At 67.9% G+C, this 22,717-nt stretch carries 15 protein-coding genes; 5 read left to right on the top strand and 10 right to left on the bottom strand.

The window, feature by feature from the left end:
• Positions 1–14 precede the first annotated feature (14 nt).
• Both HTUR_RS00770 and HTUR_RS00765 read left to right on the top strand, forming a co-directional pair.
• Positions 15–638 carry a hypothetical protein gene (locus HTUR_RS00770; protein ID WP_012941388.1) on the top strand — a complete coding sequence of 208 codons (624 nt, stop codon included), beginning with the start codon at positions 15–17 and terminating at the stop codon, positions 636–638.
• A gap of 269 nt (positions 639–907) precedes the next feature.
• Positions 908–2,845, top strand: coding sequence for an acyl-CoA dehydrogenase family protein (locus HTUR_RS00765; RefSeq protein ID WP_012941387.1), 1,938 nt, complete (start codon positions 908–910; stop codon positions 2,843–2,845).
• A 79-nt stretch (positions 2,846–2,924) separates the two neighbouring features.
• On the opposite strand, the gene HTUR_RS00760 is transcribed toward HTUR_RS00765, so the two are convergent.
• The 5 genes from HTUR_RS00760 to HTUR_RS00745 all read right to left on the bottom strand — a co-directional run bounded on the left by HTUR_RS00760 (position 2,925) and on the right by HTUR_RS00745 (position 12,172).
• Positions 2,925–4,421 (bottom strand): M48 family metalloprotease, encoded by a 1,497-nt coding sequence (locus HTUR_RS00760; protein ID WP_012941386.1) that lies wholly within the window; start codon positions 4,419–4,421, stop codon positions 2,925–2,927.
• Positions 4,422–4,526: 105 nt separating this feature from the next.
• The gene (locus HTUR_RS27135; protein ID WP_012941385.1) at positions 4,527–4,682 is read right to left on the bottom strand and encodes a hypothetical protein; all 156 of its coding nucleotides are present in this window, start codon (positions 4,680–4,682) and stop codon (positions 4,527–4,529) included.
• A 90-nt stretch (positions 4,683–4,772) separates the two neighbouring features.
• Complete coding sequence (gene hjc, locus HTUR_RS00755) at positions 4,773–5,291, bottom strand: Holliday junction resolvase Hjc (RefSeq protein ID WP_012941384.1); 519 nt, start codon at positions 5,289–5,291, stop codon at positions 4,773–4,775.
• A 63-nt stretch (positions 5,292–5,354) separates the two neighbouring features.
• The gene (locus tag HTUR_RS00750; protein WP_012941383.1) at positions 5,355–6,185 is read right to left on the bottom strand and encodes a CPBP family intramembrane glutamic endopeptidase; all 831 of its coding nucleotides are present in this window, start codon (positions 6,183–6,185) and stop codon (positions 5,355–5,357) included.
• A gap of 77 nt (positions 6,186–6,262) precedes the next feature.
• On the bottom strand, positions 6,263–12,172 hold the full coding sequence (locus HTUR_RS00745) for a PAS domain S-box protein (RefSeq protein ID WP_012941382.1): 5,910 nt from the start codon (positions 12,170–12,172) through the stop codon (positions 6,263–6,265).
• A gap of 278 nt (positions 12,173–12,450) precedes the next feature.
• On the opposite strand from HTUR_RS00745, the gene HTUR_RS00740 reads away from it, so the two are divergent.
• Positions 12,451–12,708, top strand: a complete 258-nt coding sequence (locus HTUR_RS00740) for a HalOD1 output domain-containing protein (protein WP_012941381.1) — start codon at positions 12,451–12,453, stop codon at positions 12,706–12,708.
• An 81-nt stretch (positions 12,709–12,789) separates the two neighbouring features.
• Positions 12,790–13,575, top strand: a complete 786-nt coding sequence (locus HTUR_RS00735; protein ID WP_012941380.1) for a PAS domain-containing protein — start codon at positions 12,790–12,792, stop codon at positions 13,573–13,575.
• Positions 13,576–13,606: 31 nt separating this feature from the next.
• Here the strand turns inward: HTUR_RS00735 and HTUR_RS00730 are convergent, their stop codons facing one another.
• The 3 genes from HTUR_RS00730 to HTUR_RS00720 form a co-directional block, all read right to left on the bottom strand.
• Positions 13,607–14,896, bottom strand: a complete 1,290-nt coding sequence (locus tag HTUR_RS00730) for an adenosylhomocysteinase (protein ID WP_012941379.1) — start codon at positions 14,894–14,896, stop codon at positions 13,607–13,609.
• Between the two features lie 295 nt (positions 14,897–15,191).
• Positions 15,192–16,220 (bottom strand): hypothetical protein, encoded by a 1,029-nt coding sequence (locus tag HTUR_RS00725; protein WP_012941378.1) that lies wholly within the window; start codon positions 16,218–16,220, stop codon positions 15,192–15,194.
• A gap of 159 nt (positions 16,221–16,379) precedes the next feature.
• Positions 16,380–17,678: an amidohydrolase gene (locus HTUR_RS00720; protein ID WP_012941377.1), complete on the bottom strand. Its 1,299-nt coding sequence runs from the start codon at positions 17,676–17,678 to the stop codon at positions 16,380–16,382.
• A gap of 116 nt (positions 17,679–17,794) precedes the next feature.
• On the opposite strand from HTUR_RS00720, the gene HTUR_RS00715 reads away from it, so the two are divergent.
• On the top strand, positions 17,795–18,784 hold the full coding sequence (locus tag HTUR_RS00715; RefSeq protein WP_012941376.1) for a stage II sporulation protein M: 990 nt from the start codon (positions 17,795–17,797) through the stop codon (positions 18,782–18,784).
• 536 nt (positions 18,785–19,320) lie between these two features.
• Here the strand turns inward: HTUR_RS00715 and HTUR_RS00710 are convergent.
• Together HTUR_RS00710 and HTUR_RS00705 are read right to left on the bottom strand one after the other, a co-directional pair.
• Positions 19,321–21,936 carry a heavy metal translocating P-type ATPase gene (locus tag HTUR_RS00710; RefSeq protein WP_012941375.1) on the bottom strand — a complete coding sequence of 872 codons (2,616 nt, stop codon included), beginning with the start codon at positions 21,934–21,936 and terminating at the stop codon, positions 19,321–19,323.
• 84 nt (positions 21,937–22,020) lie between these two features.
• A complete protein-coding gene (locus tag HTUR_RS00705) occupies positions 22,021–22,611 on the bottom strand; it encodes an AsnC family transcriptional regulator (protein WP_012941374.1) in 591 nt (196 codons plus the stop codon).
• Between the last annotated feature and the right edge of the window lie 106 nt (positions 22,612–22,717).

Here is a 22,717-nt window from a genome sequence, read left to right as displayed (position 1 = left end):
AGTTTGACGCATCCATGAACACAACAGCGTCACCGAAAACGGCCCTGCCAGTACCGTCCAGCGACCACCTCGAGGAGCGCTCGCGCCGCGCCCGCACCGAACCGATGTCGGTGCTGGCGCTGGGCGACGGCCTCTACGAGGTCGAGTCGGCCAGCGACCACACCTACCTCGTCGACCTCGAGTCGGGTCGCTGCACCTGTCCGGATCACGTCTTCCGAGAGGCCCGCTGCAAGCACATCCGCCGCGTGGCGATCGAGATCACCCACGGCCGAACGCCGCCGCCGGGCGAGATCGCCGTCGCGTGTCACGACTGCGGCGACGCGGTCTTCGTCGACGAAGACGCCAGCGAACCGTTCTACTGCGAGGCCCACGTGCTCCGCGCCGGCGATACCGTCCGCGACCGCGAGACCGACGACCGACTCACCGTCGTCGACGTCTCCGACCTGCGGGCCGACGCCGTGACGATCGGCGGGAGCAACACCACCGTCGCCGACTACGCGACCAACGAGCGCTACGACGACGGCGTCCCCGTCGTCGGCGCCGTCTACCCCCACGCCACCGTCGCGAAGAACGGCGTCGTCCCCGGCTCGCTGAAGGTCTACGTCTTCCCGCGAACTCGACTCGAAAAGACGGCGTGAACGACTAACCGACGGACGCGACGGAATTCGTTTTTCGGGGGACCAGTATGCGACTCGCAGACTCACTTGCTCGAGCTGCCGCCGTGCGTGGCGCGCGCTGTCAGTCGCCCTCGCATTCGCTCGGGATGCCGCCAGCGCGTTCCATCGTACGGCAGTGCGAAGCGCGGCTATCCGACGAGCCGCGAATTCCAGTCGTCACAAACACTCGAAAACCGACACCGAGTTGACTCTCGCCCGATTTATTGCTGATAGTCAACAACCATCACGGTATGAGTACGGGAATCGATCACGGCCGGTTCGAGGAGGGACGAGGGGTCAACTACTGGGACCTCGATCGACCCCTCGAGCGCGAACTCCGGCGGCTCTACACGAACGAGGAGTTCGAGTGGGCCGAGCCGCGATTGGCCGAGTTCGGCGCGGTCGTCGGCCGCACGATCGCGGACAACGCCGACTACGTCGACGACCACGGGCCGGAACTCGAGCCCTACGACGCCCACGGCGAAGTCTGGAACCGCGTCCGATATCCGGCCGAACAGTTCGAGAACGATCGACTGGCCTACGAGCGGGGGATCGTCGCCGACGCGTTCGAGGCGCCGCTCGACCGCGACGAGCCGATGCCGCTGGCCCACACCCTCGCGATGCAGTACCTGCTGAGCTACGCCGACGTGGGCTTCGACTGCCCAGTCGCGATGACCGCCGGCGCCGCGCTCGTCTTAGAGAAGTTCGACGACGGCTCCCTCGCCGAGTACTACGAGGCCCTGACGAGCCGCGAGTACGACGACCTGATCGAGGGCGCGATGTTCCTCACCGAAAAACAGGGCGGCAGCGACGTCGGCGCCAACGAGACCCGCGCCGAGTACGACCCAGAATCCGGCTACTGGCGCCTCTCCGGCGAGAAGTGGTTCTGTTCGAACGTCGACGCCGAGGGGACCCTCGCGCTCGCCCGGACCCCGGACGCACCGGAGGGGACCGCCGGCCTCTCGATGTTCCTCGTCCCGCACTCCGATCCGGACTCCGACGCCCGTCCCGCCGACGGCCCCTACACGAAGGGCGACCGCCTCGAGGACGGGCCCCTCGAGCCCGAAGCCGTCAACGACCAACTGTACCGACGGCTGAAGGACAAACTGGGTACCACCGCGGTCCCGACCGGCGAAGTCGAGTTCACCGGCGCGAAGGCGTTCCTGGTCGGCGAGGAGGAAAAGGGCTTCACGCAGATGACCGAGATGCTCAATCTCGAACGGCTCTCGAACGCCGCGGCGGCCTGCGGACTGATGGGGCGTGCGACCCTCGAGAGCGCGATCTACGCCGCCAACCGTGAGGCCTTCGGCGACACGATCGACCGGTACCCGCTGATGCGCGCGGATCTCGTGGACATGACCGTCGCTCACGAGGCCGCGACGGCGTTCACGTTCGAGGCGGCGCGGCTGCTCTCCGAGCGCGAGCGGGCGGAACGGAGCGCCCGCTCCGACGACGCCGCGAGCGCGGACGGGGACGCTGCGAGCACGACTGCAGACGAGAGCGCCGACGAGGCCTACCGGCTCATGCGACTCCTCACTCCGATCGCCAAACTCCGAACGGGCCGGATGGCCGTCGACACCGCCTCGTACGCGATGGAAATCCACGGCGGCAACGGCTACGTGAACGACTTCGTCACGAATCGCCTGCTCCGGGACGCGCAGGTACTGCCGATCTGGGAGGGGACCGAGAACGTCCTCTCGCTGGACGTCCTCCGGGCGCTCGAGCGCGAAGACGCCCACGAACCGCTGCTCGAGACGATCGAAGACCGGCTCGAAACGGTCTCCCACCCGGCGCTCGCGGACGCCGCCGAGACCGTCGAATCCGAGTACGAGGAGCTCGCGGCCGCCCTCGCGACGCTGGCGACCGAGGACGGCGAGTACGCACAGTTATCGGCCAAGTGCCTCGCCCACTACGTTTTCGACATCTTCACCGCCGCGTTGCTACTCGAGCAGGCGCAGACGAGCCTCGAGGCCGACGACGGAGACAGGAGTGACGGGAGCGACGAGAACACCGAGAGCGGTCGGCTCGCGCTGATCGCGCAACGGTTCGTCGCGACCGAACTCGAGGATCGGCCCGCTCGCGGAATCACGGGCGGCGATCGGGACGTCCTCGAGGCCTTCGAGCCGATCGTCCGCGGCGGGCCGGTCGATCCTGAGGTCCTCTCAGCGGCGGCTCCGGCGGACGACTAAGCAGAGACCGCTGAGCAGCCAACTGAACGGAAACGACCGAGCGAACGCGAGTACGAATAGCCACCAGCGGCCTCGGTGCTCACCGCCGTTCTCGTTCCAGTTTCTCGAGTGCCGCCAGCCGCTGCTCGGTCGGCGGATGGGTCCAGAACAGCCGCGCGCGAAGCCGCTCGAGCAGCGACGGATCGTCGGAATCGACGGTCACCGGCTCGAGGGGCAGGATCGACAGCGAGGAGGCGCCGGCGGCCTCGCGCAGGTCGCGAGTCGGCGTCCGGTCGATGCGATCGTCGAGCGTTCGCAGAGCGCCGGCGAGAGCGGCCGGCGAGCCGGTCACCGCGACCGCGGTCCGGTCGGCGGTCGTCTCCCGGCTCCGCGAGAGGACGGCGACGATCGCGCGGCTGACGACCCAGGTCACGGTCGCGATGACGAATAGCGTCATCCTGACGAACCAGCCGTCGTCGTCGTCGCGCTCGTCGGTCGCCTCCTCGGTCTCGGTCGGCGGCTCCATCCGCCACTCGTCGTTCGGGCCGAAGATCTCTTCCGAACCCCACTCCGCGTCGGCGTCGGGCCGCTCCTCGGGCGGTTGCCACTCCTCGTCCTCCTCGAAGGTGTCCGTCCGCACCCGCGCTCGCAGCCCTTCGGCCAGTACGAGCGGCGTCGAGACGGCCGTCATCACCATCGCGTCCCGGTTGGCCACGTGGGCGAGTTCGTGAGCGATCACCGCCTCGAGTTCGGCCTCCGAGAGCGCGGTGACGGCCCCGTAGGAGAGCACGAGGTGACTCTCGTCGGGGCGAAAGCCCACCACCATCGCCTCGGGGGCGTACGTCTCCGAGACGGCGATCGTCGGTTTCGGGACGCCCAACTGCGCGGCGACTTTCGTCGTCGCGGCGTGGATCCCCGGCAGATCGTCGGCCGTCGTCGGCGTCGCGTCGAGGCGCTCCTCGATCGAGCGGACCTGTCGGAACTCCCGGCGGGCGAGCAGTCCCGCCGCGAGGAGCGTCGCCGCGCCGGCGACGTACAGCCCCAGCACGGGGCCGACGGCGATCGCCGCGACGAGGGCGACGAGCAGCCAGATGACGCCCAGAAAGCCGATCGTCACGAGGGCGAGCAGCAACACCGCGACGGCCATCCGGAGGAGCAGCGCCCAGTCGGCTGAACGGCCCGCCGCGGCGATCGCCGCCGCCGCAGTCGCCGTTGTGCCGACCGTCAGGAGCAGCGTCGTCCCGCCGGCCGCGGTCGACGCGGTCGCGGCCCCGAGCGGCAAGAGCGCGACCAGGAAGACGATCGTCCAGACCGCGGCGAAGAAGGCGACCGACGCGGCCGCGAAACAGCCGACGTAGGCGGCCGTCGACAGCGTCGGCCCACCTTCGGTGGAGATGGCGACGTAGCCGAGGCCTGCCAGCGGAACGAGTGCGACGACGGTCGCCGGGAACGACGCCGACTCGAGGCCGATCGCCTGCCACCAGGAGAGGTAGGTCACCGTCCAGACGGTCGCGGCGACCGCTATCGCGACGAGCGCGAAGACGACGGCCGCCCCCGCTCGAACGATCGGCGAGAGCAAGCCGGAGTTCGTCACCATACGGACAGATTCGCGATACAATCTATAAAATAACCGATCGGAAGGAACGACCATAGCGACGTCTCGAGGGCAACGATCGACCTCGAGCGCGGGAATCGGCCCCGCTCACGAGAGCCGACGGAACTCGGTTCCGCCGCAGGGACAGTTCGCCGGCGACCCGATCGGTCGAATCCGGCCGTCCGGCCAGATGCGGACCGCGAACACGGAGCCGCAGTTCTCACAGACCGCCGTTCCGCGCGTGACCGTCGTTGAATCGGTCATCCGTCGAGGAGTGTAGATCGATCAACGGCAAGTCGGTTGACCCCAACTAGTTGGGATCGGAGGGCGGCGATAGCGCTCGAGATGAAGACCCTACTCGAGCAGTTCTGCGGCTTCCTCGACGTCCATGACGTCCTGTTTGACGGCGTTGAGCACGCGAAGGATCTCCTCGTCGGGGCCGTCGCCGCCGTCGCCGACCTCCTCGAGAGTGACCTTCTCGGAGCGGCCGACGAACTCGTCGAAGTCGGTGCCCTCGGCGATGGCGGTCTCTTTCTTGACGCGGTAGTTGCCGCCGTCGGTGACGTGGAGATCGCCGGGGTGGAAGAAGTACCAGTCCTCGCGGTCGAAGCGGACGCCGATGCGGGGTTTCGCGCCGAAATTCTGCGCGAAGAAGATCAGCGCCTCGACCTCCTCGCCGGTGAGATAGATGGGGTCGCCGGCGCTGGATTTCGCTTCGATCGCGTAGAACACTTCGCCGTCGCCCGCGAGGACATCCGGGAGTTCGCGTTCGGTGGCGGAGCCGCTGGCGGGCGCGCGCATCACCGCGAAGCCGGCCGCGTCGAGTTCGTTGACGAGTTCCCGCTCGCGGCGGTCGCCCTTCGCCTGAGACATACCGGCCTCTCGACCGCGGGCGATAATAAAAGGACGGAGGGCGCGGTGAAAGTGTTCACCCGGTTACAGCGGCAGGGTCGCGATCGTCGCCACCAGATCGAGAAGGGCCTCGGTGGTCGGCTCCGCGCCCTCGAGATCGTAGACGAGAGCGAGGTAGACCAGCCCGAACTGGAACCCGTTGTAGACGGCGTGAGAGAGGATCGGCACGAGGAGGTTCTCGCTTTTCGCGTAGAGGTAACCGAAGATGAGCCCGCCGCCGAAGACGGTCGCGATCGGGACCATGGTCGCGAGCAGCGAGTCCGAGAGGACGGCGTAGGAGACGAAGTGAACGAGCGCAAAGATGACGCTGGCGATGACGATCGCGTGGGTGCGGCTGAACGCCTCGTAGAGTCGCTTTTGAACCACGTTCCGGAAGAGGAACTCTTCGGCCGGCGCGTTGAAGAAGAAGACGACGCCGATCATGATCAGGACCATCGTCGGATCGTCGCCGATGTAGGTCATCACGTTGTTTTCCGAGGAGGGCAAGGAGAGCATCGAGACGACGACGGCCACGAGGACGTAAAACACGAGGATGCCGACGACGCCCGCGATGGCGTAGATCCAGCCCTGTTTCGTCGGCATCCGGAGGTCGACGTACGACCAGCCGCGATCGGTGACGGCGAGGTAGATGGCACCGGCCAGCGCGATCCCGACGAAGTTGAGCGAGAGCAGCGCCGCTCTGGCGGTGACCGACGCTTCCGTCGGCGAACTGATCAACGCGGGGTCGAGCAGAAACGCCGGCAGCGTCGTGAAGTTGGGGGCCACGAGGACGCCGAAGACCGTCAGTCCGATGGCCACGAGCGTCGAGCGAAGTGGCCCGTCCGTCCGCTCGCGGTGCCGTTGTGATGTCTCCATACCGGAGCGTACGGCGGCCGGATCCTTGGGCGTTCCTCTCTCGAGGAGAGTCGAGGCGCCGACGAGACCTCGGCGGTTCAGGAGCCGTCGGCGACCGAGAGCGTCTCGTCGTCGAACAGGCGCTCCAGCAGCCGCTGCTGGCCGATCCGGAGGTGACGGTTGACCGTCGGCTGGGTCACCTCGAGCATCTCGGCGATCTCCTCGCCGGTGCTCTCGCGGGGCCACTCGAAGAAGCCGGCCAGATACGCCGTCCGAAGCACCTCGAGCTGACGGTCGGTCAGGTCCTCGAATAGCGACGTCACCAGCTCCTGGCGGGTGTGCATCGTCCGCTGGACGTGCCGGCGAGATCGGAGGTCGACGCGCTCATACTGATCCCGTAGCATCTCGACGAACTCGCGAACGTCGGTCGTCACGGGGACGTCGACGGTGACCTCGGTCCGGCCCTCGTCGACCGCGATCGACCGCGGACTCCCGCCGTGGCGGACCAGCCGCGTGGCGAGGACGTCGCCCGTGACGGTCGCCTCGAACAGACAGCGCGAGTCGGATTCGGTGACGAGGCGCGCGGACGTCACGGAAACGAGGTCGTCGAGCACGTCGCGGACGGCCTCGGCCGACGCCCCTCGAGTCTCGAAGAAGATGACGGCCTCCGACTCGCCGTGAGTGCCCAGACCCTCGTAGGTGACCGCGGCGCCGGTCGCCGTCGCGATCCGCGACAGGACGTCGTCGGTCTCGAGGTCGAGGGTCAGTTCGACGAGCGTCTCGGCGTGGAGGGCTTCCCGGGTCTGGGCCGCGTTGATCGCGCTCGCGATCCCCTCGCCGAGTTCGGCGAACACCGAGCGCTCTAAGTCGGTGAACGCGTCGGGTTCGTCGGCGTAGACCGTCAGGACGCCGTAGCTGTACTCCTCGAACGTGAGCGGGACGGCGATGGCCGACTGGAAGCCTGCGTCGAGGGCGTTCGTTCGCCACGCCTCCCCCTGGAAGTCCTCGACGACGTTCTCGACGACCGTCGGCGATCCCGTCCGGGCGGCTCGGACCGCGGGCTCCTGAGACTCGCCCTCGAGACCGAAATCGACCGCGTCCAGATACTCCGGTTCGTCGCCGGCCCAGGTGCGCGCCTCGAGGGTCGAGCCGCTCGCGTCGAGGTCGCCGATCCAGGCGAAAGAGACGTTGTCGGCCGCGACGAGTCGCTCGGGGACGGTCCGCTCGATCTCGTCGCGGCCGTCGGCGCCGATGAGCGACCGGTCGATCCCGCGAATGATCTCCGTGATCTGGATCTGCCGGCGCAACCGCCGGTTCTGGGCCGCCAGCTCCGCGTCGCGCTCCCGGAGGTTCGCCTCGCTCTCGAGGCGGTCGAAGGCCGCTTCGGTGGTCGCGACGAGCGTCTCGAACAGCCGGCGGGTTTCGTCGTCGATCGTCGCGGGCGAGGCCAGCAGGACGAAGACGCCGTAGTCGCCGATCGGAACGAGCAGTCCGCCGGGGGCGTCGCCGCCGAACAGCGGCGATCGATCGCCGATCTCGGCGTCGTCGACGACGGTCTGGGTGCCCGTCACGTAGGTCGTCCAGAGCACGGAGTCGCCGTCACCGACCGCGACGGACGGTGCGCCGCCGGACCGATCGGCGAAGTTGGCCGTCGACGAGACCGGTTCGAACCGGTTGGTCTCGGAGTCGAGCAGGTAGACGCCGGCGCCGACGTCGCCGGTCTCGAGCAGGTCGGCGGCCGTATCGACGACCAGATCGGCGACCGTCGACTCCGTCTCGGCGTTGAGTAGTCCCCGAGCGGTCTCGTGGAGCGACTCGAGGGCCAGCTCCCGGCGCTTGCGGTCGGAGATGTCCTGGACCGTGCCCCGGTACTTGTGGAGCTCGCCGGCCTCGTCTCGGATCGGTTCGCTGATCGCACGAACCCACCTGATCTCGCCTTCGCTGGTCCGAATCCGGGCCTCGAGATCGTACCCCGTCTCCGTCTCGATGGCCGCCTCGATTTGCTCGCGGACGAACGCTCGATCGTCGGGATGGTAACACTCGATCGTCTGCTCGAGGTCGGGCGTGACGTCGGACGGGAGGTCGTGGAGCCGATACATCTCGTCGGTCCAGGTCGACGTCGACGGGTCGGCTCGGACGTTCACTTCCCAGCCGCCGATCGACGCCATCCGCTGGACCCGCTCGAGTAGGTCCGTCGTTCGCTCGAGTTCGCGTTCGCGTCGCTTGCGGTCGGTAATGTCCTGAATCGAGCCGCGGACGGCGACGACCTCGCCGTCGTCAGCGATGGGTTCGCCGATCGTCCGCACCCACTGTATCTCGTCGTCGGGCGTGTGCATCCGCACCTCGAGATCGTAGCTCTCGCCGTGTTCGACCGCGTCATCGACGGCCGACAGGACCCGCGACCGATCGTCGGGGTGGTAGAGTTCGACCGCGTCTTCCACGTCTAGCGTTTCCGCTCGACCCACCCGACCGAACAGTCGCTCGAGTTGCGGCGTCAGCGTCAGCTCGTAGGGCTCGGTCGTCACGTCGAGTTCCCAGCCGCCGACGCCGGCGATCCGCTGGGCCTGCTCGAGCAGTTCGGTCGTCCGTTCGAGTTCGCGCTCGCGTTCCTTGCGCTCGGTGATGTCGCGGACGACCCCCGCCGTGCCCGCGAACTCGCCGTCCTCGGACGGCAACAGCGCCATGTGGTTTTCCGCCTCGATCACGTCGCCGTCGGCGGTCTCGAGATCCATCTCGAAGGTCTCGTAGGGCTTTCCCTCCCGGAGCAGTTCCCGGACTAGTTCCCGGGCGGTCTCGAGGTTCTCGGGGGACATCACGGTCGCGACGTCCGCCCCGATCAACGTCTCGGGATCGTGCCCCGAGAGCGACTCGATCGCGTCGTTGACGAACCGGAACGTCCCCGACGCGTCGAGCGTGTAGACCGGATCGCCGATCGCCTGAATGATCGTCTCGTAGCGCTCGAGTTCGCGCTCGCGTTCCTTGCGCTCGGTGATGTCGCGGACGACCCCCGCCGTGCCCGCGAACTCGCCGTCGTCCATCGGCAACAGGGCGACGTGCGTTTCCGTCTCGATCACGTCGCCGTCGGCCGTGGCGAAGTTCGTCTCGACGGTCCCGTACGGTTCGTCCTCCCGGAGCAGCTCGCGCACCTGCTCGCGGGCCCGCTCGAGGTCCGGGGGCGGCAGGAGCTCCGAGACGTCGTCACCGATCAACGCGTCGGGATCGTATCCCGCGAGCGTCTCGATGGCGTCGTTAACGAACTGAACCCTCCCCGATTCGTCGAGCGTGTAGACCGGGTCGCCGATCGCCTGAATGATCGTCTCGTATCGTTGTAGGTCCCGTTCGCGCTCCTTACGGTCGGTAACGTCCTGCAGCGATCCGTAGAGTTTGACGACCCGTCCGTCCTCGGAGACGGGTTCGCCGATCGTCCGAACCCAGCGCCGATCGGAGTCGTCGGCCGGTTCGATCCGGGCCTCGAGGTCGTAGCTCTCGCCGCGCTCGATCGCCCGCTCGATAGCCGCCCGAACCTCGTCTCTATCCTCCGGATGGTAGAACTCCACCGCGTGTTCGAGGTCGACGTCGGCTTCCGGCGAGAGCCCGTGGATCCGGGCCACTTCGTCGGTCCACTGGACGGTGGGCGATTCCTCGCGGACGTCGAGCTCCCAGGCGCCGACGTTGGACAGTCGCTGGGACTGCTCGAGCAGTCGCGTCGTTCGTTCGAGGTCTCGTTCTCGGGCCTTCCCCTCCGTGACGTCCTGCATCGATCCCCTGACGGCGACGATCTCGTCGGCGCCGTCGCGAACGGGTTCGCCGATCGCACGAACCCACCGCTCCTCGCCGTCGTCCAGTCGCACTCGCGCCTCGAGATCGTAGCTCTCGCCGTCCTCGATCGCGGCCTCGATCACGGCCCGTAGCGCCGGCCGGTCGTCGGGATGGAACCGTTCGATCGCGTCGGCCGGCGTCAGCGTCGTCCCCGGCTCGAGGCCGAGTTGCCGGTAGAACTCGTCGGAGGCCATCGCCTCGAAGGGCTCCTCGCGGACATCGAGTTCCCAGCCGCCCACCGACGCCAGTCGCTGGGCCTGCTCGAGCAGTTCGGTCGTCCGCTCGAGGTCGCGCTCGTACCGTTTCCGCTCGGAGATGTCGCGGGCGATCCCGGTCACGACGGTGTTGCCGTCCAGATCCTCGAGTCTCGTCGCGACGAACTCGTAGGGGATCGTCTCCCCGTCGACGGTCTGGATCGGTGCCTCGACCCGCGTCGAACCGGTCTCCAGCACCTCCGCGATGGCGTCGGCGATCGTCGCGCGGTCCGCCTCGGCGAAGAAATCGAGCGCGTCCATCGACTCGATCTCGGCGTCCGCGTAGCCGGTCACCGCGGAGAGGCTCTCGTTCCACCGCTGGAGGTCGCCGTCCGCGTCGAGGACGTAGAACACGTCGTCGACGGCGTCGAGGAGGTCGTCGGTGTACTCCCTGTACCGCTCGAGCTCCCGTTCGCGCTCCTTGCGGTCGGTGATATCGTTGCGAGTCCCGACGAGGCGCGTCACCCCGTCGTCGTCGACGACCCGACCGCGGGACTCGAACCAGCGCCAGTCCCCTCCCTCGTGTCGCATCCGGAACTCCGCCTGATACAGCTCGTCGCCGTCGACCGCCCGCTCGAGCGCCGCCGCGACGCGGGGCCAATCGTCCGGGTGGACGCGCTGCCTGAAGGCCTCGTAGCTCTCCTCGAGCTCGCCCGCTTCAAGGCCGATAAACGCCTCCGACGTCTCGTCCCAGCTCACGTTGTCGCTGTCGAGGCGCCACTCCCAGACGCCCGTGTTCGTCCCCTCCAGCGCGAGTTCCAGCCGTCGTTTCGTCTCCCGGAGGTCCCGCTCGCGTGCTTTTCGGTCCGAGATGTCACGACTGATCGCCAGAAAGCGGTTCTCCTCGGCGAGATCAAGTCGAATCAGGTGGACCTCGACTGGGAACGTCGTTCCGTCGTGGCGCCGGTATCGATCCTCGAACTTACGTCGCTCGCCCGTCTCGACGTCGTCGAGCAGCGCCGTGACCTCGCCGGCGTCGAACAGTTTCGCGTGCTCCCAGATCTTCGTGCCGACCAGTTCCGACTCGGTGTATCCCAGTTTGTCGCAGAGCCGCTGATTCGCCCCGACTATCGCGCCCTCGGTATCGAGCACGTCGATCATGTCCGGCGAGCGCTCGAACAGCGCCTCGAGGCGCGCGCTCGTCGCCTCCAGTCGGCGTTCCCGTTCCTTGCGGTCGGTGATGTCCTCGATCGCGCCCATCGTGCCGACGATCTCGCCGTCGGCGCCGTAGATCGGGGCGGCGGAGATACTCACGTCGATCCGCTCGCCGGCCTTCGTCACCCGCTGGGTCTCGAGCCCGGCGATCGACTCGCCCTCGAACAGTCGGTCGAAGATCTCGCGGTGGCCTTCGGCCCGGTCGTCCGGAACGAACGGCAGCGATTCGCCGAGCACCTCCGCCTCGCTCCAGCCGAAGATGCGCTTGGCGGCGGGGTTCCACAGCGTCACCGTCTCGTCGGTATCGAGCGCGACCAGCGCCGCCGGCGAGGCCTCGATCACCGCCTCGAGGCGCTCGTTCGTCTCCCGGAGTTCTCGTTCGCGCTCCCCGAACCGGCGTTCTCGCTCCCGGACCGCCGTTGTCAGCTCGTCGATCGCCGTCGAGAGCCGACCGAGGGCGTCGTCGCGGTCGAGTTCGAAGTCGACGCCTTCGGCGTCCGCGTCGGGATCGGCGATCGCCTCGTTGACCTCGCCGTCGCGAACCCGCGAGACGAACGTCTCGAGCTCGCCCGCGAGGCGCTCGAGTGTGGGTTCCCGGTCGGCGCCGCCGCGAGCGGCCAACCCGAGGATGAACGGGAGCGGGACGATCGACGAGCCGTGGAGTTGCGGTCCGAGACAGAGGAGTAGCGTACCGACGAGAATTACCCCGAGGAAGCCTGGCGACCGCCGCCGGCCGAGAGACCCGTCGAGGGTGGCGCTGCGTGACGAACGACTGACCATGACCGACGTATGTGAGGACCGTACATGATCTGCGTGGATATTATCGCCCATTCGTGGGCGAAATTTATCGTTCGACTACTATCCATAGCGGCTGTCCGGCAACTCAGGAACGACGACGGCTCGCGATCGGATCGACCGGCCGGCCGATGGGACGGCCCCTCGAGCGGGTCGACTCGGCCGATCCGATCGGCCTTCTATATGTGTAGTGTGTCGATCGCGACGGGTTTACGTGTATAATGGATAGCCGGATAGCCACCGCTGGCCTTCGAACGAATAACATGCCCGAAACGACGCTCGACTACCACAACGATTCGCTCAGTCTCTCAGTGATCGAGGCCCTCGCCGACGCTACCGACACCGATCCCGTCGAACTCGAGCCGCTGTACCACGTCGTCGACCCCGAGGCGCTCGATCAGCTCTTTCAGGGGAACACACCAGCGACCGCGCGCGTGCAGTTCAGCTACGGCGACCACACCGTCGAGGTTCGAAGCGACGGAACCATTCTGGTCGACGGAACGGTCCATGAGCGCCCGTAAGCGGGGCGGTCGGACGACGACGGGAGCGACCGGCCCCTCCAGCACCGCGCCGCCGAGCGCGGGTCGGCCGGGGGAACGCCGATGACGCCAGCGACAGTCGCGCCCGTCCTCGAGGACCCGTCGCCGATCGCCGGTGAGCTTACGGCCCTCGCCGTCGGCGATCGACGGCACACCGAGCAGGTCGAAGCCGCCGTCGACGACGACGATCAGATCGCGGTTCGGACCGCGCCGTCGGTCGCGGACGCCCTCCCGGAGCTCGACGACGTCGACTGTTTCGTCGGCGCCTACCCGCCGGAAAACGGAACCGGCCTCCTCGAGCGGGTCACCGAGGGGACGATCGACCTCCCGGTCGTCCTGCTCGTCGACGAGGGAGCGACGGTCGGCGACGGGGTACGGTCCCACGGCTGGCTCGACTGGGTGGACCGCGCGGCGGCAATCGAGGACGGCGAACGGCTGCGCCGACGGATTCGGTCGCTCGTCAAGCGGCGGCGACTCACCGGACTCACTCAGCGCTCGCTGGCCGGCATCGAACTCGCCGGGGACGCGATCGCCATCGTCGCACCCGACGGCACCGTCCAGTTCGCGAACCGGGGGTTCGCGATGCAGTTCGGCTACGGTCGGGACGACCTCGCCGGACGGCCGTGGCGGACGCTGTTTACCGACGACAGCGTCGATCGCCTCGAGACGGCCGCGATACCGACGGTCGCGGACGGCTGGCGCTGGACCGGGAGCTGTACCGGCCGTCGAAAATCGGGGAAGACGGTTCCGGTTCGGGTCCGGCTGGGCGGTCCCGAGAACGGGGGACTGGTGTTCGTGGTCGAACCGCTCGACGCCGAGCGCGGAGCGGCGACGAACGATTCGGCCTGATTCGGCGGACGACTTCTCGCTCGGCGTCTGCTTACGTTCCGTGGTCCCAGGAGTCCATGTACTCGCGCTGGGTGTCGGTCAGCGAGTCGTGGTCGACGCCCTCGGCCTCGAGTTTGATCTCGGCGATCTCCTTGTCGAGTTCGTCGGGCACGTCGTGGACGCCCGCGTCGTAGGCGTCGCCGTTCTCGAGCATCTCGCGGACGCAGACGGCCTGAATTCCGAAGCTCTGGTCCATCACTTCGACGGGGTGGCCCAGCGAGACGGGCGCGGCGAGGTTGACGAGTCGACCCTCGGCGATGACGTTCAGTTTGCGTCCGTCCTCGAGTTCGTAGGCCTCGACGCCGTCGCGGGCCTCGAAGCGGTCGACCGCGAGGTCGTCGAGCGCCTCGAGATCGATCTCGATGTCGAAGTGGCCCGCGTTGGCCAGCAGGACGCCGTCCTGCATCTTCTCGAAGTGCTCCTCGACGATGACGTCCCGATTCCCGGTGGTCGTCAGGAAGACGTCGCCGACCTCGGCGGCCTCGGCCATCGGCATGACCTCGTAGCCCTCCATGTGGGCCTCGAGGGCGCGTCGGGGCTCGACCTCGGTGACGATGACGTTCGCGTTCTGGCCGGCGGCCTTCTTCGCGACGCCCTTCCCACAGTAGCCGTAGCCGGCGACGACGACGTTCTTGCCGGCCCACGAGAGGTTCGTGGTCATGGCGATCGAGGCAAGCGAGGACTCGCCGGTGCCGTGGACGTTGTCGAACAGCCGCTTCATCGGCGTGTCGTTGACCGCGAAGACGGGATACTCGAGCGCGCCGTCGGCGTCCATCGCGCGCAGGCGGTGGACCCCGGTGGTCGTCTCCTCGGCGCCGCCAACGATGCCGTCGATCAGTTCGGGGTAGTCCTCGTGAATCGCGGCGACGAGGTCCATCCCGTCGTCGACCGTGATCGTCGGCTCGTGGGCGATGACGGCCTCGATAGCGGCGTAGTACTCCTCGTCGTCGACGCCGCGTTTCGCGTAGCTGGTGATGTTCTCGTGGGTGTCGAGCGCGGCGGAGACGTCGTCGTGAGTCGAGAGCGGGTTGCAGCCCGTGACTGCGACCTCGGCGCCGCCCTCCGCGAGCGTCTCGACGAGCATCGCGGTCTTCGCTTCGACGTGCATCGCCATCCCGATGCGCTCGCCCTCGAAGGGCTGGTCGGCGACGAACTCCTCGCGGACGGACTCGAGGATGGGCATGTGCTGGGCGGCCCAGTCCATCTTGCGACGGCCCTCCTCGCGCGCGGACTCGAGGTCGTCGAGTTGCTCGCTGATCGGCGGATACGCAGTGTCGGTCATACGTCGACTGAGTGGAAGGGGCGCCAAAACGCTACCGAAGCGATGACGGGCGCGGAACGGCCGTCCGAAGCGAAACGATCGGTGGAGGGGCGACTCCCCCACCGGGAACCGTCGCTCGGTCAGTATCGATCGCGGTCGAAAAAATCGTTCGAACGGCAACGACAGGATGTGGTTCGACGATCGAGCGCGCCCGAACCGCCTCGAGCGCGCTCGACCGGGACAGACGGCGACGACGGGGTTCGTGCCTCTGACAACCCGAACGCCGCACCGTCGACCGCCGTCCGCCGAGCAGTCGTTAGTTGTCCGGACCGGCGTGGCCCGGCGGACCGCCGCCGTTCTCGTCGTCGTCCTCCTCGTCTTCAACGTCTTCCTCGTCTTCAACGTCCTCCTCATCTTCGTCGTCAGCGTCTTCGTCCGGCGGACCGGCGTGTTCCGGCGGGCCCTGACGCTTCTCGTCGTCGTCGTCATCGACGTCATCGCTCGGCGGGCCGGCGTGTTCCGGCGGGCCCGCGTGGTCGGGCGCGTTACCCGGGTTGTGCTCGACGACGAAGCCGGCCAGCCTGACGCCGAACGGTTCGTCGCTCTCGTTGTCAGAGGCGTTCTCCTCCATGAACTGTCCGACGAGCGCACCGAAGTTGCCCGGGATACCGTCGTTGGTCTCCTCGGCCGGCTCGAGCGTCGCCGTCGTCTCGAGGCTCTCGTTCCCGACCGTCGCCGAAAACGCGACTTCGACGCTCTCGTTGCCGTCCGGCGCCGAGAGCGTCAGCGTGCCGTTCTCGTCGGTCGCGTGCGTGCCGCTGTCCGCGTAGCTCGCGTTCTCGTCGACCGTCGAGACGGTGACGTCCGTCGCGACGCCCTCGCCGTCCTCGGTGACGACGACGTGGACGTCCGCGCCGTCCTGCTCGACACCGATCGCGGTGCCGTTCTGGTCGTCGGCGTCGTATGTGTCGTCCTCGTCTTCTCCGTCTTCCTCGTCGTCAGCCGCCTCGAGGGTCGCCGTCGTTTCGGCCGTCTCGTTGCCGAGCGTCGCGGTGACGCTCACCGTTACGTTCTCCGCGGGCGTCGGGAGTGCGACCGTGCCGTTGGTCACGTCGTACTCGCCCGTGCCCTCGTAGGATGCGTTCTCGTCGACCGTCGCTACGTCGACGGTCGCGTTGTCGACCGATTCGTTCGCGTCTACCGTTACGATCACGTCATCCGCCTGCGAGACGGACACTGAGAGGTCGTCGTGGTCAGTCGTCGCGGCCGCCGCACCCATCGGTGCGAGCGCCGTACAGACCATGACGGCAGCCAGTGCCGCCGCAAGCAGTCGATATCCGTTCATTCCGCTCGAGACATTCAGGGATCCGTGAATAAACCCCCCCGGCGGTTCGGGGCGTTTCTTTCACGTCAAAACGGACTTAGAGACGTTTTGAACGTTTATAACTATCTCTGAGAGTTCAGTTTCCGATACAGACGCGGCGGTATCCGACCGCGAATCGGCTCACTCCTCGGCCGCGGCGATCAGCGTCTCGGCGGCCTCGCTCGCTCGCGCTCGAACCGCGTCCTCCTCGAGCGTCAGCACCTCGCGGTCGCGCATGAGGACCCGCCCGTCGCAAACGGTGTGGCGGACGTCCGCCGCCGCCGCGGCGTAGGCGAGGTGGCTCACGAGGTCGTGGCGCGGCGTCAGGTGCGGCTCCTCGAGGTCGATCACCGCGAGATCGGCGGGGGCGCCTTCCTCGAGGCGGCCGGTGTCGAGACCGATCGCCTCGGCGCTGCCGCGGGTCATCATCTCGACGACCGCCCCGGCGGGGACGGCGCTGGCGTCGTCGGCGGCGAGTTTGCCGATCATGGCCGCGTCGCGGGCCTCGTCTAACATCGAGAGGTCGTTGTTCGAGGCCGCGCCGTCAGTGCCGAGGCCGACGGTGACGCCGGCCTCGCGCATGCGCTGAACGGGCGCCATCCCGCTGGCCAGTTTCATGTTCGAGGCCGGACAGTGGATCACGCTCGTTCCGGCCTCCGCGAGCAGGCCGATCTCGCTCTCGTCGACGTGGACCCCGTGGGCGACGAAGTCCTCGGACTCGAGCATCCCCTTTTCCGCGGCGTAGGCCAGCGGTCGCACGCCCTCCTCCTCGACGATCGGCGTCACCTCGTCGGTGGTCTCGTTGGCGTGATAATGGACCGGAACCCCGAGCTCGCGGGCCTGCGGGACGAACTCTGCTAAGTACTCGCCATCGACCGTCGTCAGCGAGTGGGGCATGAACGCCGACGAGATGCGTCCGTCGGCCATCCCGTCGATCTCTTCGGCGACCGCGAGGCCCTCGCGGGCGTCCTCACGGGCCGCCTCGTCGTCCTTGGCGACGGAGATCACGCCGTGGCCGAGGCGGGCGCGAAGTCCGGCGTCGGCGACCGCCTCGGCGATCGTCGGGACGAAGAAGTACATGTCCGCAAAGGAGGTCGTCCCCGACTTGATCATCTCGAGGACACCGAGTTCGGTCCCCGCGCGGACGGTGTCGGCGGTCAGTTCGGCCTCGACGGGCCAGATGTCCTCCCGCAGCCAGGCGTCCAGCGGCTTGTCGTCGGCGTACCCGCGCAGCAGCGTCATCGCGACGTGACAGTGGCCGTTGACGAATCCCGGCGTGATCAGGGAGTCCGCGGCGTCGAGCGTCTCGTCAGCGTCGTCGGCGAGGTCGTCGCCGATCTCGAGGATCTCGCCGTCGTCCTGATCGATCAGTACGTCCGCGCGGGTCACCGTGATGTCGGGCAGCAAGACCTGCCCGCCGGTGATGGCCAGCGTCGTCATGGCTCGGCGTTTCGCGCGGAGGTGCCTTATACTGTCGACCCGGAACCGGTCCGCGTCCGCCGCCGGACCCCGCCGACGGCCCGGAGATTTATCCGTTATTTCGATGAACTGCCATCATGAGCGGGAGCGACGACGACCGAACGGGGAGGTCCGAAGCGACGGCCGGCCGCGAGGAGCGGCCGCCGGCCGATCGCCGCAACGACTCGCGGACCGACCGGCCGACGGTCGGTCTGCAGGACGATCGGGAAGGAACCGTCTCGAGTCCGGAGCCGGACCGCGGCGGCACGGAGCCGCCGGCCGATCCCGGCTCCCGGCGGAACCGGATCTGGGCCGCGCTCCTGCTCTCGCTTGCAGTCGTCGCCGTCGGCACCGGGGGAACGATCCTCGTCGCCCACGACGCGCCGACGGCGGCCGCCGGCGCCGCCGTTCTCGGCGCCGGACTGGGTGCGGCCGGCCTCGCCGGCCGAACGGTCACGCCGTCGCTTCTCTCCACCCTCGAGGCCGCGTGGACCGAACACCGACCGTACGCCTGGTTCTCGGCGGCGCTGTTCGCCGTCGGGATCGGGATCGGCGTCGCGCTGTACGCCGCCGGCGTCGACCTGACCGAGCTGTTGCTCGAGATGATCACGGAAGACTTCGGCGAGGGCGAGCTGCCCGGCGGCGGCGTCGATCCCGTCGGCGAGATCACGTTCGAGCCCACGGCGTCGTTTTTCATCGCGAACAACACGCCGCCGTTCCTAGCTGCGATCGGCGGCGCGCTTACGCTGGGGCTCGTGACGCTGCTGATCATGGTCTTCAACGGACTCCTCATCGGCAACGTCGCGGCCGTCCTCGGCGCCGAAACCGGACCGGTTTTGATCCTCGCTCTGATCGGCCCCCACGGGATCTTCGAGCTCCCGGCGCTGTTTATCGCCGCCGGCGTCGGCTTCCGGTTCGTCCACCGGGTCGGCCAGCGCATCGTCGGCTCCCGCGACGCGCTCTTTACCAAAGCCTACCTCGCGCGGACGGCCGTCCTGGTCGTCTTCGGCTGGCTGCTGCTCGTCCTCGCCGCGTTCGTCGAGGCCTACGTGACGCTGCTCCTCGCGGACGTGCTCGTTCCGCTGTGAGAGCAGAACTCGACATCCGGCGTTCGACGCTTCGAACTAACTTTGCTGTGCAGTGGCGCGCGCTGTCGGCTGGTCGAGTGATACCGAGACCAGCCGAAACTAACGTGCGAGGTCGTCGCGAGTAGTGCGAGACCGGGGTCTCGCATACCATGCAAACGGGCCGTACGAGGCGGTTTCACCGCCTCGAATTCGCGGCGCTGCGCGCCACGCATGGCCCGTGAGCAGACGTAGCGAGTGACGGCTTGGAAGACGGAAAGCGTCTTCCTTTGGATGAGCGAATAGTGCGGGACCTTCGGTCCCGCATACCATGCGAACGTCGCTTCGCGCCGTGAGCAGACGAAGTGAGCGTTAGCGCGGGACCAGAGGTCCCGCGAACCATCCGAACGGGTGCTTCGCACCCGTGAGGAGAAATCGGCTGGGGTGGGTGTGGAATTCCCCGTTGCCACGTTATGCAGGGCGCTCGCCGTTACTCGACGGTTCGTCACCGAACCAGGTGAAGTCCACCAGAAGGTAGAATCCGCAGATACCGCACGCGACTAGCGTCGCAGCCGGCCGAGCAGTTCGTAGTCGCGATCCGGCGTGTACCGCCGGAACAGCAGGCTGTTCGAGAGCACGGACACCGACGATAGCGCCATCGCGCCGGCCGCCAGCACCGGCTGTAGCAGCCCGAGCGAGGCCAGCGGGATCATCGCGGTGTTGTACCCCAGCGCCCAGACGAGGTTCTGCTTGATCTTCGCCAGCGTGGCCTCGGAGATGCGGATCGCCTTCACCACGTCGAGCGGATCGTCGCGCATCAGCGTCACGTCCGCGGCCTCGATGGCCACGTCGGTCCCCGAGCCGATCGCGGTGCCGACGTGGGCGACCGCCAGCGCGGGCGCGTCGTTGACCCCGTCGCCGACCATCATCGCCTTGCGACCCGTCGACTGGATGTCCTCGAGGGCGTCGGCCTTGTCCTCGGGCAGTACGCCGGCGCGGACGTTGTCGGGATCGATCCCGACCCGCTCGGCGACCGCGCGGGCCGTCCGCTCGTTGTCGCCGGTGATCAGCATGACGTCCAGCCCGCGCTCGCGCAGGTCGGCGACGGCGTCAGCCGAGCTCTCTTTCACCGTGTCGGCGTCGGCGACCACGCCCGCGACCGCGCCGTCGACCGCGACCAGCATGGCGGTCTTGCCCTCGCCCTCGAGGCGTTCCATCTCCCCTTCGGCGGGCGAAGGATCGACGCCCTCGCTCTCGAGCAGTCGCCGGTTGCCGACCAGCACCTCGCGACCGTCGACGGTCGCCCGGACGCCCTGTCCGGGGACGTTCTCGAACGCCTCGGCGTCGACCAGTTCGAGGCCCCGCTCCTCGGCGCCCTCGACGATGGCCTGGGCGAGCGGGTGTTCGCTGTCGCGCTCGGCGCTGGCGGCCAGCCGGAGCACCTCGCTCTCGTCGAGCCTCGATTGAGTCGCCACTGCACCTCCATCTGCGGCCGCGTCACCGCCGTCGGCGGCCGCTCGAGCGCCTTTTCCCTCGCCCTCGTCCTCGAGGGCGACAACGTCGGTCAGGGTCATCTCGCCGGTCGTCAGCGTCCCGGTCTTGTCGAAGACGACGGTGTCGACGTCCTTCGCGCGCTCGAGCACGTCACCGCCCTTGAATAGGACGCCGTTCTGGGCGCCCAGCGTGGAGCCGACCATCGTCGCCGCAGGGGTCGCCAGCCCGAGCGCGCAGGGACAGGCGATCAGCACCGCGGAGGCGAAGACGACGACGGCGAACTCGAACGTCGAGAGGGCGGCCGGGCCGCCGCCGACCAGCCCCAGCACCGGCACCCAGCCGACGAGACCGGCCAGCGCCTCGGGGAAGAGGAACCAGACCAGCCCCCAGAACAGGGCATTGAGGATGACCGCGGGGACGAAGTACGCCGAGATGCGGTCCGCGAGGTTCTGGATCTCGGGCTGACGCGATTGGGCCTCCTTGACCGTCTGGACGATCCCCTGCAGGGCCGTGTCCTCGCCGACCTTGGTCGCCTCGACGACTAACACGCCGTTCTCGTTGATCGTCGAGCCGATCACCTCGTCGCCCGACCCCTTCTCGACGGGGACGGACTCGCCGGTCACCATCGACTCGTCGACCGCAGATTGGCCGTCAACGACGACGCCGTCCGTCGGAACCTTCTCGCCCGGGCGGACCTTCATCCGGTCGCCGACCGAGACGTCCTCGAGGGGCACTTCGGTCTCGTTCCCGTCCGCGTCGACCAGCGTGGCCGTCTCGGCTTCCATCTCGAGCAGTTTCCGTAAGGCCTCGCCGGCCTGACCCTTCGAGCGGGCCTCGAGGTAGTTCCCCAGCGTGATGAACACGAGGATCATCGCGGCGGTGTCGAAGTAGAGATTGCCAGCCAGTAGCCCCAGCAGGACCACGAGGCTGTAGAGATACGCCGTCGAGGAGCCCAGCGCGATCAGCACGTCCATGTTGGCGGTCCGATTCCTCGCGAGCGCGGTGTAGGAGTTCTCGAGGAACTCGCGGCCCAGCAGGACGTAAACGGGCGTCGCGAGCAGGAATTCGACCCAGCCGAAGGAAACGCCGAAGACCGTCTCGGGGACGTACGCACCCCCGAGCAGGAACTTATCGGCGAGGAAAAACAGGAACGGGGCCGACAGCACGGCGCCGAAGATCGTCAGCCGGCGCTGTTTGCGGATCTCGGCCTGGCGGGCCGCGTCGCGACGGTCTCGATCCGACTCGTCGCTCCCGTCCGCATCGTCGCGAACGGGCGTGTAGCCGGCGTCCTCGATCGCTGCGTAGAGATCGCCGAGTGAGGCGTCGGCCGGGTTGTACGCGACGGACGCCTCGTCGGTCGCGTAGTTGACCTCCGCCTCGATGACGCCGGGGACGGACTCGAGCGCCGACTCGTTGGTCTCGGCGCAGTTCGCACAGGACATGTCCGTGATCCCGATCGACCGACTCGCGCGGTCGGCCTCGTAGCCGGCCTCGTCGATCGCTGCGTAGAGCTCGGCGAGCGATACGGCGGCGGGGTCGTACTCGACGGTCCCCTCGTCGGTGGCGAAATTGATACTCGCCTCGCTTACGCCGTCGAGGGATTCCAGGGCATCGCTGATCGTCTGCGAACAGTTCGCACAGCTCATGCCCCGGATATCCAGGTGTACGGTCCGGGTACTCATTACTACCTACTAGGCGGTGGTGACTTACCCGCTTTACTGGTCAGAACCCAAAGTTTCGGGGCGCAGTTTCTTTCGAGTCGAAACTCAGACGCCCTCCTCGAGTCGATCGTATCGACCTTCGAACCGGCTCGAGCAGGACGGGCAGCAGAAGTGGTACACCTCGCCGTCGATTCGCGTCGATTCCCCCTCGCTGTCGACGGTGTTGCCACACTCCGCGCAGGTGAGCGCGAACTGCGTCCCCTCGAGCGAGGGCGTCCACTCGGCGTCGTCCAGTAACGTCACGTCGTACTCGCAGTCCGCTCCGTCGGGGAACAGCCCCTCGAGCCACTCGCGGACACGCCGGACCTCCGCGCGGGCGTAGAACCAGATCTCGCCGTCAGCGGTGACGAACACGTGCTCGACGGCGTCGGCCTCGGCGGACGCCGTTCGGCAGTCCTCGACCGCGCCCGGGGGAGCGGTCACCCGCACGAACACCGGGACGCCCGCGCGGAGCTGCGACTGGTCCACGTCGAGGGTGAACCGCTCGATGACGCCCGCCTCCTCGAGGCGCTGGACGCGGTCCGAAACCGCGGGCCCGGAGAGGTCGACTTCGTCGGCGATCTCGCTGAACGGCCGCCGAGCGTTCTCGCCCAGCAACCGGAGAATCTCCATGTCCGTCTCGTCGAGGTCGCGCATACCGTCTGTTGGGGCGGAGCCGCAAAGAGCGTGGCGACCGTCGCTTCAGAATCTAAAGTTCGGATCGCTGATCAACCTAGTATCGAAAGGAGTAACGCACAAAGAC

The sequence above is a fragment of the Haloterrigena turkmenica DSM 5511 genome, from assembly GCF_000025325.1.
Taxonomy (GTDB): Archaea; Halobacteriota; Halobacteria; order Halobacteriales; family Natrialbaceae; genus Haloterrigena; species Haloterrigena turkmenica.
Note: the sequence above shows the minus strand (reverse complement) of the source record. Positions and strands in the feature narration are given on the sequence as shown.